Source organism: Candidatus Eisenbacteria bacterium (genome assembly GCA_013140805.1).
In the GTDB taxonomy this organism is placed as follows: domain Bacteria; phylum Eisenbacteria; class RBG-16-71-46; order RBG-16-71-46; family RBG-16-71-46; genus JABFRW01.
Genome location: JABFRW010000077.1, coordinates 1 through 13,126, shown reverse-complemented (window position 1 = coordinate 13,126; position 13,126 = coordinate 1). Strand labels below are relative to the sequence as shown.

The following is a 13,126-nucleotide window of genomic DNA, read 5'->3' as shown; positions in this document are numbered from 1 at the left end:
CGTCGCGGTGGTGCTCGAAGGCGATGCGCGTGCCCGCCTCGGACCGGCCCGTGCGGGCGAGCCGGCCTGGCAGCTCGAGACCCGAGAGGGCGCTCGGATCCGTTCGAACGACGGCCCCGCCGAGGTGCGGGTCTCCGCGCGCTCGCGCGGTCGTGCGACGGTTCAGGTGCTCGACGGTTCCGCGCAAGTGCGGAACGCGTCCGGTTCGGTGACGGTGCGCGAAGGGCAGTACGTCGTGTCGGATTCGATCGGAGCGCTGTCAGCCCCTCAGCCGCTGCCGCCCTCGCCGACACTTCAGTCGCCCGGCGACGGAATCGTGATGACCACTCGACGCTCGCGCGACGACGTGAGCTTCGCCTGGGAACCGGTGCCCGGCGCGCGCGGCTATCGGATCGAGATCGCACGCGACTGGGGCTTTCGCGAGCTGATCTACGAGGCGGTGCTGAACGACACGCGACTGCGCTACCCCAATCTGCCGCGCGGTGCCTATCACTGGCGCGTCAGCGCGATCGCGCGCGAGGCCGAAAGTGCCTACAGCGTGGCGGCCGACTTCGAGCTGCGCGCCGACGCGACACCACCGCGACTCGAAGTGCTGCAGCCGAACGGCGCCGTGATGGCGCGCCAGTTCCGGGTTCGCGGATCCTCGGAGCCCGGCACGCAGGTGCGGGTGTCCGGTGAGCGCGTCGCGGTCGGAATCGATGGTTCGTTCGAGCGCGACGTGGTGCTCGAAACCGGTGTCAACATGATCGTCGTCGAAGCCCTCGACGAAGTGGGGAACGTCGCCTATCGGACCCTGCACGTCACGGCCAAGGTGGAAGCGCCATGAGGCCCCCCATGAAGCTGCGGAAGCGAATGCCGTTGCGTCTCAAGATCCTGATCACGGTGCTCGTGATCGTGACCGGCGCGGTCGGCGCGATTACGTTCACGATGGCGAACCTGTTCCATCAGGACAAACGGACCTACATCACCGACGTGGTCTCGATGGTCTCGATCTCGACCGCCGATCAGGCGCGCACGGTCCTGATCTCGTATCAGGATCGACTGCGGGGACTCACGCGACTCCTGGAGCGGTCCGACCTGCCCGTCAAGGAGCGCGAGGACCTGCTGCAGGGGTTCTTCCGAGATCTGCGCGTGGTGGTGGCGGCACGACTCATGGAGGGCGAGCGACTGGTGGCGGCCGCCGATCACCTCGACGGGCTCTCGCAGCGCGGCTGGACGCCCGAGGCGTTCGAGGCGGCGTGGCGGGAGGTGGCGGTGCCGGTCGAGCGGGTGCGCGACGGGCAGGCGTTCGTCGGCACGCTGCAGAATGCCGGGCGGGAGCCGCTGCTGGTGATGGCGGTCGCTCAGTCCGCGAGCGCGCGCAAGTCACCGCTGGTGCTGGTGGCATTCCTGGATGGACGCGATCTCGAACGCATCCTGCAGCGCTCGCGATTGATGGAGCTCTCGCTGTGGACCAACGAAGGGCTGCCGCTGGTGCGGCGTGCCGCACCGCAGGACGGCGGCACCGCCTCGCTTTCGATGGCGCGACAGATCGGGCTTCTGCGCGCGAGCAAGAGCTCGAACATGACGCTCGACTACGTCTCGGGGCGCCGCGAGTGGATCGGCGGACTGGCGGAGGTCTCGATCGGCGGACTGGTCGCGGTCGCGGAACTCCCGCGAAGTGCCGAGTTCCTCGCGGTGCGCGAACTGCTCAATCGACTCATCGCGGTCGCGGCGCTGCTGCTCGTGATCGCCACGCTGCTCGGGGTGTGGGGCGCCGAGCGCATCACGCGCCCGCTCGAGCAGCTCTCGAATGCCGCACGCCAGATCGGACGCGGCGAGTTCGACACCCAGGTCCTGGTGCGGACCGGCGACGAGATTGGAACGCTCGCCAACGCGTTCAACGAGATGGCGCACGAGCTGCGCGCGCGCGAGGAACGGCTCGCCGCCGCGCAGCAACAGCTCGTCCAGTCGGAGAAGCTGGCCGCATTCGGCCAGCTCGGCGCCGGCATCGCGCACGAGGTCAAGAATCCGCTCGCCGGCATCCTCGCGTGCGCGCAGCTCTCGCTGCGGCTCACCGAGGAGAACGGCCCGTTGCGCCGCAACATCGAGCTGATCGAGAAGGAGACGCGTCGCTGCAAGACGATTCTCGAGAGCCTGCTGCGCTTTGCGCGTCAGGAGAAGGCCCTGTTCGAGAGCATCGATCCGAACCAGGCGGTGGTCGACGCCGTCGAGATCGTGGGGCACCAGCTCAAGATGAACGGGGTCGAGATCGAATCCGTGCTCGGCACCGAGGTGCCACGCATCATGGGCAATTCGAATCAGCTCCAGCAGGTGCTCATCAATCTGATGATGAACGCTCAGCAGGCGATGGGCGAAGCGGGCGGGACGGTCCGGGTCCAGACCCGACGCGCCGACAACGACTATCTGGAGATCCGGGTCACCGACGACGGTCCCGGCATCCCGCGCGAGAATCGCGAACGCATCTTCGAGCCGTTCTTCTCGACCAAGCCGACCGGCAAGGGTACCGGGCTCGGTCTGTCGGTGAGCTTCGGCATCGTGAAGGACCACGGTGGCGAGATCGCGGTCGAGAGCGAGGTCGGGGCGGGTGCGACGTTCGTGATCCGACTGCCGCTGCGACCGGGGCTCGACGAAGGGATGAAGGCGGCGTAAGCGTCAGGCCACTCGCACAGGGTGGACGCGGGCTACGACGGCTTCGGCGCCGCAATCGGCGAACCGACGTCTCGCTTCACGGCCGGTACCGACTTGAGGTAGCGATAGATCGCGCGCAGGTCGTCCTCGCTCATTCGCGCGTAGCCTTGCCATGGCATCGGCGAGTCCGGTATCAGCCGCCCGGCCCGGAAGCGTGCCACGAACTCGTCCTCGCTCAGCGCTCCGATGCGTCCGGTCTCGGGATCGCTCGTGATGTTCGGAGGCGACCACGAGACACCGGCCTCGATGAACTCGGTCGCGCCGCCGAAGCGCGGTCCGGTCAGCTCGCCGGTCGCGGCACTGCGCTGCGTGTGGCACGCCCAGCACAGCGCGACCGACTCGGTCAGATAGCGACCGTTCTCGAGCGTTGCGCCACGCGGTGAGGTCACGGGCGGTGTTTCGCGTGGTCCGACCGGATTCGCGAGCACCGTCGCTCGCAGGACCTTGCCGAGCAGGTTGAATTGGTGCGCCGGCACCGGATTCGGGATCGCGGCCTGAGTGCGCAAGTACGACACCACGGCGACCAGATCCTCGTCCGAGAGTCCCTGCAGCTCCATGAATGGAAGCAGTGCGCGCCCATCGTGCCCGACGCCGCTGCGAAGCGCGCGCGCAATCGCCGCGTCCGACACGTCGCCGAGCCCGGTCGCCGGATCGGCGGTGATGTTGCGGGCGTAGATCGTGCCGGGCGGAATGTTCCACTTGAATCCGCCGCTCATCGGCACGTCGGCGCCGCTCATCCGTGCGGCGAGTTGCGTGGTGTCACCGTGACAGCTCGCGCAATTCACGACATCGCGCACCACGTAGCGACCCCGCTCGATGACGCTCGAGTCGCCGGACGCGGTGACCTGGGGGTAGGGCGGATCGAACTTCTGATTCTGACGTGAGGCGACGAACACCGCGGCCGCGGCGACCGCGACCACCAGCAACATGACGAGCGTCAGCAGGATTCTTCGCAGCACCGGGTGGCCCTCCGTGAGTTCGACGCTGGACGCCGCGACGATAATCGGAGCCGGGGAGGGTGCCAAGCGGAATTCGCACGCGGGCGCTGCGACTCAGGCGGCTTCCGACTCCGCGTTCGGCTCGGCCTCGTTCGCGCCGCGCTGGGCACGGGCGACGTCCAGCAGCGACTCGAGCTGGCGGGCGAAGTCTTCGTCGTCACGCAGCACGCAGCCGATCAGGCGTGACTCCTCGGCCGGCCACGGTGAATCGGTCGAGCCGACGGCGGAGTCACCGAGCAGCATGAAGAACACCTCGGGCGGGGCGACCTCCTGCAACAGCTTCGCCATGTCGGTGCCTTCGGTCCCGTCGAACGCGCCGGGGCTCGCGAGAATCAGGTCGAAGGCGCGCGGTTGATTGCGCAGCATCGAGACCGCCTGCTTGGCGGTGAGCGCCGACTCGAAATGGAATCGCTCGGCGGGGAGCGCGTGCTGGATGCGCGCGGCGGTGAACTCGACCGAGTCGATCAGCAGCGTGCGCACCTCTCCGCCGTTCGGCAGCCACTGCGACAGCACTTCGAGCACCGCGTCCTCATCGACCGGCTTGTCGAGCGTGTGGAAGCGGCGGCGCGGCTCGGGATTCGAATCGAGCTGCTGCTTCAGGTCGTTCGAGAATCCGGTCAGGAACAGGATCGGGATCGAGCGCGTGGCCTCGTCGAGTCCCAGCCGCCGCGCCATGTCGTAGCCGGTCCGCACCGAGGCACGCGGAGCGGCTTCGAGAGCGTAGTCGGAAACGATCACCGAAGGGCGCAGGCGGCGTGCGACCAGACACCCCGACTCCGCCGTGTCGGCGTCGACGGTGCGGTAGCCGCTGCTGTGCAGGAAGTCGCGCAGGTAGGCACGCAGCGGCTCACGATCCTCGACCACCAGTACCAGCGGAGCTCCGAGCGGACCCTCGATGCGGCCGATCGAGGTCGCTTCGATGACTGCTTCGGCGGCGGTCTCACCGGCCTCATCCGCGAGCGGCAGCGAAACGAGCACCCGCGTGCCCGGGTGTTCGGAGGGCGTGTCGATGGCGATGCGGCCGCCCATCTGTTCGACCAGCATGACGGTCAGCGCGAGACCGAGTCCGGTGCCGCCGTGAACGCGGGTCGAGCTCCCGTCCCCCTGGACGAAGGGTTGAACCACCGCCTGACGGATCTCGGGAGCGATGCCGACGCCGGTGTCGACCACCTCGAACGTGCACTGGCCCGAGTGCAGGTCGTTGCGCACCCGGATGGTGACTGAGCCCTGCGGGGTGAACTTGATGGCATTCTCGGCCACATGACAGAGCGCCTGATGCAGACGCGCGCCATCAGCCCACACACGCAGCGCGTCGGCGCCGGCGAGGTCCACCCTCAGCTCGAGCTTGCTCTCGGCCGCGCGCGCTTCGATCGCGCGACGCAGGTCCTCGAGCACGCTGCGCGCCGGTACTGCGCGCTTTTCCATTTCGAGCCGCCCGGCCTCGGCCTGGGCGTAGTCGAGCAAGTCGTTGATGAGGTGGAGCAGGCGTGCACCGCAGGCCCGCGCGCGCGAGACGAAGTTGAGCTGCTGCTCGCGCGAGGTCGGCGTGTCGCCGCGCAGCAGATCGAGGAACCCGAGCACGCCGGTGAGCGGCGTGCGCAGCTCGTGCGAGATGTTGGCGAGGAACTCGGCCTTGAGGCGCGAGGCCTCGCGCAAGCTCTCGTTGGTCTGTTGCAGCTCGCGGTTGACGCTCGCCAGCTCCTCGTTGTGCTGTTGCTGACGCGAGTAGAGTCGACCGTTCTCGACCGCGCGGCCCAGCATGCTGAGCATGGTGCGGACCACTTCGAGATCGAAGCTGCTGAAGTCGGTGTTGCTGGCGCGCCGACCAAGACCGGTGAAGCCGATCAGCTCGCCGCCCGCCATCAGCGGCATGACGCCGCGCACGCCGGCGAGCGTGGCGCGCTTCACGAATTCGGGGCGTGCCGGCAGCGACTCGGGTCGATCCAGGAAGATGCCTTCGCGCAGGACTCGAGCGTCCATCGAGAGCAGTTGGAGTTCGGCGGCGAACGCCTCGAGGCGGTCTTCCTTGAGGCCCTTGCGGGCGACCAGCTGGAGCCCCGTCTCGTCACCGGGTCGTCGCAGCCACAGACATGCGCCGACGATCCCCGAGTGTCCCATGATGCTGGTGAGCGTGAGCGTGCCCATCTGATGCTCTTCCATCGAGACGTCGAACTCGTGCGAGAGCTCGAACAGCGCCACCAGACTGTACTCGCGCAACGCGTGCAGGCGCTCGAGCTCTTTCGAGGTCTGCTCACTGCGGCGTTCCATCTCGCGCAGCGCCGTCATGAGCCCGGCGACCGCGAACACCACGAGGCAGAACACCAGCAGGATGTGCAGGTGGATCGCGCCCAGGATCACCACCAGGCCGACGGCGATTCCGAGCAGCCACACCACTCGCCCCGAAAGGGATCCGGCAGGCTGGGTCACGAGCGCGCCTCCGGGTACGGCTGAGTGTGGATGCGGGAGGGGTAGTTCACCCTGCGGTTATCGGCCGCCGGGGCGCCCGGATTGAGCCGCTGATTTGCCGAGTTATCGGCCCAATACCGTTATTTCAGCCGCTGCCTCAGAAACTTGACCGTGCTCGGCCACGCGGCCCGCGCGGCCTTGAGATTGGCGCCTTCTCGATCGGCCTGCTGGCGCAGGAAGCCGTGCCCGGCGCCGGCGTGGAGCTGCACCTCGAACGATCGGTCGGCCGCCGCGAGAATCACCCGGGCGGGCGGCAACGTGCCATTCACGCGCGCGTCGTCGGCGCCGAAGTGTCCGAGGATCGGCGCCCGGACTCGGGTGAGCGTCAGGCTGTCGGGGGCTGCCCCGTAGTAGACGACCGCGCCGTCGGGCGCCGTGTCCTGGGCGGCCATCTCGAAGCTCCGCGCGCCGCCCCAGCAGAACCCAAGGGTCGCCCACTTGCCGTTGGCGGCCGGCAGTCGATTCGCCCATGCACGAACGCTCGAGAGTCGCGCGTCGGCGTCACTCGCCGACAGCGAGCGCACGCCGCGCACCACGTCGTCGCGCGTCGGAAAGGAATCGGTGCCGCCGCCGCCGGGTCCGAGCCCCGACAGCAGGTCGGGCACCACCGCGATGAAGCCGTCGGCCGCAAGCTGATCGCCGACCGACCGGATCCAGTCGGAGAGTCCGAAGATCTCGTGAATCACGATCACCACGCCGGCACGATCGGAGCGCTCCGGATAGGAAATCCAGGCGCGCCGCGGTCCGGAGGCGGAGGGTACCTCGATGAACTCGCCGTGGCGGGGAGTGGAGTTGAGCCGCGCCTTCGCGTCGGCTTCGCCGGGGGGAAATGTCGCGGGCGCCGCCGCGAACGCGGGAGAGATGATCGAGGCGAGTGCGAGTGCCACGAAGGCGCGGATCAATCGGGAGTGCATGGAGTTCTCCGCAGATCGTGAGTGAGGGACCGCGCGGCCAAAACGATGACTAGGTTCGCATCACCCGCTGCGCCTCGGCGCCGACGCGGCCCTCGCGACACGCGGCCGATGCCAGGAACTCAGCCGCCAGCTGTGCTTGCAACGCGAGTGCTTCCGCGGCCGGGACCGCGCACGAACGCGCGACGCAACGTGCGATCGCCTCGCGACCGGCGGCCATCGCCGGGCCCTCGGCGGCCTCAAGCTCGGCGACATCGGTCGGCACGCCGTTCAGGGCTCCGAGCTCGAGCGGGCGGCGTGGCGCGGGCGTCTCGGCACTGGCGAGCCGCCACGCGGTGGCGATCGCCTCGTCGATCGGAGCGGCCACGTCGATCAGCCAGCCGACCGCGTCCTTCGCCTTGATCGGCGCCCCGGACAGCAGCAGGTGCAGCAATCGTGGCCAGTGCTCGCGCGTCGTGCGGCGGAACGGCCAGTGGCACGCCTCCATGCCGGGCACCACCGGGAGCGTGACCTCGGGCCATCCGAAGCGTACGTCGTCGACCGCCACCACGTGATGGCAGTGCATCACGGCTTCGAGCATGCCGCCCAGGCAGCGCTTACCGTTCACGAACGCGACCGAGACCTCGAACTCGTCCCACAGCCGCCGCGCGGTGCGCGACCAGCCGTTGGTGATCGCGAGGCCGTCCTCGAGCCGCTCGAGTGCGCTGAAAAACTCGGCGGTGTCGGCACCGACCATCTGAGTCGAGAAGTGGAAGTCGCCGCTCACGATCACGCGGCGGATGCCGGCCGCGCTGAGCCAGTCGAGTGCTCGATCGAGTTCGCGATCGACGTCCCAGCTGTAGCTCTCGCGCGACAGCGAAACCACGCCGACCCGACCGTCATGCTCGGCATTCACGTACAACTGCTGCCACTCCGCACTCTCCATGCTCGCGAGCGCTTCCGGATGCCACGCCGACGCGGCCGCTTCCGGATGCAGCCGGTGCCACGCCTCGACGGTGGCCCGGGCGGCGTCGGGGCCGGCGGCGCGCAGCATCGCGATCGGTCCGCTGCGAAACTGCGCGCACAGCTCGCCGATCGCATTGACGTGGGCGAGCGGCGCACGGCGTTCGTGCAACAGCAGGCTCGTCATCTGGAAGATCGGGCCCAGCAGTCGAACGCGGAAGTCCTCGCGCTCGGCATCGGACAGCGTCCAGTCGACCAGCGGACGGAAGTGATCGGGCGGGTACCAGGCCTGCCCCGTGTCCTTGCGCTCGGTGAGTTCCGCGGTGGGCGTGAACAGCGCGCCGTAGTGTTCGCTCAGGTGGTGCAGGCACGACCAGGTCAGGAAGTCGGCGCCCTTCGAGCCGATCGCGTCGTGCGCACGGAACGGATTCGGACCGACCAGACGACGCGCCAGCTTGTCGATCTTCCAGAACGGGAGATTGGTGTCGCGATGGGCGTGCAACCCCGCCAGCGTGATCCCGCAGAACAGCACGTCGAGCACGAACGACCAGTGGTCGCTGACCGGCACCGGAATCATGCCGAGCGCCCAGAACAGCTGCGTGAGGGCCGAAGGGGTCGGCTCGACGGTCTCCCACACCTTGTTGATCTCGTGCGGGAAGGCGGGATGCGCGATCCCGACACCGAGCTCGCGGCTGGGGAAGCCCGAGGTGACGGAACGAATCTCGAGTCCTGGGAACGCGGCTCGGAACACCGCGTAGTGCGCTTTCTTGACCTCGAGGATCTCGGGGATGGCTTCGAGCAGGAAGCGCGGTCGCAGCGAAGCCAGTTCGTCAGGCAGGCGCTGACCGTCGTAGCTCAACCGCACGGTGTTGCTCATGATGCGCGCCGCGCCGTCGCGTCCGAACGCCTGCACGAGCCCCGGGTAGTGTCGGCCCAGTCCATCGGGGGCGCCCGCGAAGTCGAGCGCCACCGCGCGCACGCCGAAGGGTTCGAGCCGCGAGCCGAGCTGCAGCGTCTTGCCGGCCCCGACGATGCCGCTGGCGCCCGACACCACGAACGAACCGCGCTGGTGGCGCTCGCCGAAGACCTGGTCGACCAGCGCGCCGGCATCCGCCGGCAGCCGGCCGCGCGAGAAGATGCCGTGCACGCTGCCGAGGCCGAGCGTCTCGATCGTCGAGCCGCGCATCGCGCGGACTTCGCTCGCGATGGCTCCCGGCGCGGCCGAAGGGGAGTGAGACGTGCGGGTCATGAGGCGGCTCCTTCGGAAACCTCGAACAAGGCCGCGATGCCTACGTCGCCCGCCGCGCAGCCGAAGATCAGCACTCGTCCGCCGCCCAGATCCACCGCTTCTTCGAGCGCTTCGATCAGGACGCGGGTGAGCGTGGGCCCCTGCGGGTGCCCCCACACCAGCGAGCAGCCGGTGCGATTGAGTAAATGCCAGTCGTAGCCGGTCACCTTCGAGAACACCACGTCGTTGACCGCGAACGGGTTGTGGTTCTTCGCCACCGCCACGTCGTCCATGCCGAACCCGACGCGGGACAGCAGCTTCTGTACGGCGAGCGCCGGCGCCTCGGGCATCAGGCTCGGATGCGCGCGCGCCTCCGCCTTGGCGATGAATCGAATCTCGATCTCGGGGCGCTTCGACAGCTTGCGCGCCTGTGCGGCATCGGTCACCAGCAGGCACGCCATGCCGTCCGACGCATGCGTCTGGGTGCCGCTCGTCACGCAGGTGTCGAGCTCGCGCTGGGCGCGCAGCGTCTCGAGCGTGATCTTGCGCACGCCGACGTCGGAGTCGACGCGTCCCATCGGGCGCCCGCCGACGTTCAGCAGATCGAGCGGCACCAGCACCCGATCGAGGAACCCCGATTCGCGCGCCTCGAAGTACTGCTGGTGTCGCACGAATGCCACCTCGTCGACCTCGCGGCGATCGAGTCGATACTTGCGGGCGGTGAGTCCCGCCGCGGTGATCATCGCCTGGCCCGTCGCGGGGTCGAAGCCGAAGTTGTCCCACACGTCTGCGATCGCCTGGGTGCGCTGATGCGCGCGACGTTCGGGGAACACGCCGACCGGTGAGTCGCTGGTGCGGTCGAACGTCAGCACGCCGACCGTGCGGTTGGAGCCGCCCTGCACCTCGGCGCCCGCGAGCCACACCGCTTGCAGGCCGGTCGCGCACGCCTGTTCGATGTGGAAGCCGGGGATCCGCTGGCCCATGCAGCTCGCCACCATCGGGGCCTGCCAGAACTTCCAGTGCCAGGGGATCGTCGAGCCGAGAATGAGGTATTCGAGTTCGGCCTTCGGCACACCGCGCAGCCCGAGAATGCGGGCCATCGATTCGCCCGCGAACTGGCCGATGTTGACCTCGGCGAGCGGGCTCGTCTGCCACGCGGGAAAGAAGCTGCTGCCCCAGGTGCCGTAGGGGATGCGGGCGTCAGGAAACATCGACACGGCGCGCTTCATGAGGGGGATTCCGGGGTTCGACGGTACCGGCGGCCGCGGATCGGCGCACCCGCCCGGCACTTTCTTGCACTCGGAACGCCAGCGCAAGCCGAAATCAAGCCGCTCGGGCGGGCAGCTCCTCGGCGCAGAGCAGCGGCAGCCGGATCGAGAACGTGATGCCGATCCCCGGTTCCGTCTCGAACGATATGTCGCCGCCGTGCTTGGAGACCACGATCGAGCGCGCGATCGCCAGACCCTGCCCGGTGCCGCGTCCGACCGCTTTGGTGGTGAAGAACGGGTCGAAGATGCGCGCCGCGACCGCCGGCGGGATCCCGCCGCCGGTGTCCGAGAACTCGACCACCACCTCGTCTCCATCGATCCGCGTGCGCACCGTGATGCGCCCGCGCGCGCCGGTCGAGCCGACCACGTCGCCGATCGCGTGAGCGGCGTTCACGATGATGTTGAGGAACACCTGGTTCAGCTCGCCCACATAGCAGGAAACCAGCGGCAGCTCGCCGAACTCGGTCACGACGTCGGCGACGAACTTGTACTCGCCATGACTCACCACCAGCGTGCTCTTGAGCGACCGGTTCAGATCGACGCTCGAGGGGTGCGAATGATCGGGATGTGCGAACTGCTTCATCGAACGCACGATCTCCGCCACCCGGCCGAGGCCTTCCTGCGAGCGATCGACCGCGCGTGGCACCTGTTCGAGCAGGTCTTCGAGATCGATCTCGTCTTCGCACGCCCGTACCTCGGACATCCCCGGTGGATCGGCCCCCGCCGGTTCGAACCCCTTCGTCACCACCTGATACCTGCGAATCAGTCCGGTCAGATCCTCGGTCGCCGAGCGCAGGAAGTGCACGCTGTCGCCAACGAATTGAATCGGGGTATTGATCTCGTGCGCGACGCCGGCCGCGAGACGACCCACCGCCTCGAGCTTTTGCGACTGGCGCAGCTGCTCGTCGACCCGTTCGCGCTCCTCCATCTCGACGCGCAACTGATGATTCACTGCGTCGAGTGCCTGAGTCCGATCACTGACGCGTTGCTCGAGCGTGGCGTTCAGTTCCCGCACCTTGTGCGAGGTGCGTTGCAACTCGATCATCGTGAGCGCCGCACTCGCGAGCAGCAGGATCGCAACCACCGAGATCACCACGCGCACGCGACTCGAGCGCTCGAGCGCCTCCGCATAGGCATGCTCGTGAATCGCGGTGAGCCGCTGCTCGAGTTCGCGGGTCGGGATCGCGAGCAGCTCGTACAGTGTCCGGTGGACTTCGCTGCCGGCGCGTACCAGCGCCTGCATGTGCACCTGCCTGCTGCAGGCGCACCGGAGCTCCTTCGGATCGAAGTGCGACGGCCTGCTCGCTCGTGATCTTCGGCAGGTAGGCGAGTGAATTGCGGAGCGCCGAATTGCGCGACTTGAAGCGCTCGATCTCGAGCGTCTTGGCGTGGAAGGCCGTGCGCAGCTCCGCGAGGCGTGCGAGCTAGCCGGCGCGGCCCGCGGCGCTCAGATAGGGCGGAGGCGTGAGCAACCGCTCGTGAATCGCGCGGATCTCGACCTCCGCCGCGACCAGCGGATCGTAGTGGGCGAGGATGTGCAGTCGCGATCGCAGGACATCCTGATCGAGCTGCGCATCCAGCGTGCTGAGACGCGCCAGGTCCTCGCTCACGCTCCGATAGAGGTTCGAGTCCACCGCGAAAGTGCGATCCAGCACCACCAGTCCGAGCAGCACGCCGCCGAGCAACGCGAGCAGCCGGAACAGCGCGCGCGTCACGGTTGAGCGTCCGCGGCCGGCAGCGCCGCGGTCGGAACCGCACCGGTGAGCGTTTGCAGGAACGCGATGAGACGCAGAATCTCGTCGGGTTCGAGCTGGCGTCCGAGCTGGTACTCACCCATGACCGCGATCGCCGCCGCCAGCGTGGGGGCGGAGGCGTCGTGAAAGTAGGGAGCGGTGAGCGCCACGCTGCGCAGGCTCGGCACCTTGAACGAATGCAGGTCCAGCGAATCGCCGGTGACGGTGAAGCGTCCGGCGTCGGCTTCGTCGAGGTCGTCACGCCCGGCGAAGTAGTCGGCCATCACCCCGAACTTCTGATACATGTTGCCGCCGACGTTCGCGCCCTGATGGCAGCTCGCGCATCCGTAGTTCTTGAACAGCTCGTAGCCTTCGCGCTCGAGCGAGTTGAGCGCGGTGCGATCGCCACGTGCGAATCGGTCGAAGCGCGACGGGGTCAGCAGCGTGCGCTCGAAGTCCGCGATCGCGGTGCAAACGTTCGCGGCGGTGATGCCGTCGCGAAATGCGGCGCGGAAGCGCCGCCCGAAGTCCGGTGCGCTTCGATGCTGCGCAGGATCTCGGGCCAGTCGAGCGCCATCTCCTTGAGGGCCAGCGTCGGACCGTCGACCTGCTGCTCGAGCGTGGCCGCACGACCGTTCCAGAACTGCCGGAAGTTGAGCGAGGAGTTGAGCACCGTCGGCGCGTTGACGCCGCCGAGCGCACCTCCGACTCCGACCGAGCGCTCGAGCCCGTCGACGCCGCCGCGCCCCAGGTCGTGACACGTCGCGCACGAGATCGTGGTGTCGCGCGACAGCACCGGGTCGTGGAACAGATCGCGGCCGAGCTGAATGCGGCGCGGATCCAGCTCGGGGGCGGGTGGGAGCGGCTGCAGCGGCTCGCTCACCGCGGT

Annotated in this window: 9 protein-coding genes and 1 pseudogene; 2 read left to right on the top strand and 8 right to left on the bottom strand. The window is 68.4% G+C overall.

Annotated elements, in window-relative coordinates; all coding sequences use genetic code 11:
* Positions 1–826: hypothetical protein (locus tag HOP12_06965; GenBank protein NOT33894.1), on the top strand; the 826-nt coding region annotated here is incomplete at its 5' end.
* 8 nt (positions 827–834) lie between these two features.
* The gene (locus HOP12_06960; GenBank protein NOT33893.1) at positions 835–2,652 is read left to right on the top strand and encodes a HAMP domain-containing protein; all 1,818 of its coding nucleotides are present in this window, start codon (positions 835–837) and stop codon (positions 2,650–2,652) included.
* A gap of 32 nt (positions 2,653–2,684) precedes the next feature.
* Here the strand turns inward: HOP12_06960 and HOP12_06955 are convergent, their stop codons facing one another.
* From HOP12_06955 to HOP12_06920, 8 genes and pseudogenes are all read right to left on the bottom strand, one after another.
* Positions 2,685–3,650: a cytochrome C gene (locus tag HOP12_06955; protein ID NOT33892.1), complete on the bottom strand. Its 966-nt coding sequence runs from the start codon at positions 3,648–3,650 to the stop codon at positions 2,685–2,687.
* Positions 3,651–3,743: 93 nt separating this feature from the next.
* Positions 3,744–6,116 (bottom strand): hypothetical protein, encoded by a 2,373-nt coding sequence (locus HOP12_06950; GenBank protein NOT33891.1) that lies wholly within the window; start codon positions 6,114–6,116, stop codon positions 3,744–3,746.
* 119 nt (positions 6,117–6,235) lie between these two features.
* Positions 6,236–7,069 carry a dienelactone hydrolase family protein gene (locus tag HOP12_06945; GenBank protein ID NOT33890.1) on the bottom strand — a complete coding sequence of 278 codons (834 nt, stop codon included), beginning with the start codon at positions 7,067–7,069 and terminating at the stop codon, positions 6,236–6,238.
* Positions 7,070–7,118: 49 nt separating this feature from the next.
* On the bottom strand, positions 7,119–9,257 hold the full coding sequence (locus HOP12_06940) for an enoyl-CoA hydratase/isomerase family protein (GenBank protein NOT33889.1): 2,139 nt from the start codon (positions 9,255–9,257) through the stop codon (positions 7,119–7,121).
* Positions 9,254–10,465, bottom strand: a complete 1,212-nt coding sequence (locus tag HOP12_06935; GenBank protein NOT33888.1) for a hypothetical protein — start codon at positions 10,463–10,465, stop codon at positions 9,254–9,256. Before HOP12_06935 ends, HOP12_06940 begins: the two co-directional genes overlap by 4 nt.
* A 94-nt stretch (positions 10,466–10,559) precedes the next feature.
* The gene (locus tag HOP12_06930; protein ID NOT33887.1) at positions 10,560–11,747 is read right to left on the bottom strand and encodes an ATP-binding protein; all 1,188 of its coding nucleotides are present in this window, start codon (positions 11,745–11,747) and stop codon (positions 10,560–10,562) included.
* A gap of 181 nt (positions 11,748–11,928) precedes the next feature.
* The gene (locus HOP12_06925; GenBank protein NOT33886.1) at positions 11,929–12,219 is read right to left on the bottom strand and encodes a hypothetical protein; all 291 of its coding nucleotides are present in this window, start codon (positions 12,217–12,219) and stop codon (positions 11,929–11,931) included.
* Positions 12,216–12,988, bottom strand: a pseudogene (locus HOP12_06920) (c-type cytochrome). The gene HOP12_06925 and the pseudogene HOP12_06920 overlap by 4 nt, the downstream one beginning before the upstream one ends.
* Between the last annotated feature and the right edge of the window lie 138 nt (positions 12,989–13,126).

Excerpts from the sequence above, each read along its gene's own strand:
- HOP12_06930 (NOT33887.1), bottom strand. The coding sequence starts at position 11,747 with ATGCAGGCGCTGGTACGCGCCGGCAGCGAAGTCCACCGGACACTGTAC.
- HOP12_06935 (NOT33888.1), bottom strand. The coding sequence starts at position 10,465 with ATGAAGCGCGCCGTGTCGATGTTTCCTGACGCCCGCATCCCCTACGGC.
- HOP12_06945 (NOT33890.1), bottom strand. The coding sequence starts at position 7,069 with ATGCACTCCCGATTGATCCGCGCCTTCGTGGCACTCGCACTCGCCTCG.
- HOP12_06960 (NOT33893.1), top strand. The coding sequence starts at position 835 with ATGAAGCTGCGGAAGCGAATGCCGTTGCGTCTCAAGATCCTGATCACG.
- HOP12_06940 (NOT33889.1), bottom strand. The coding sequence starts at position 9,257 with ATGACCCGCACGTCTCACTCCCCTTCGGCCGCGCCGGGAGCCATCGCG.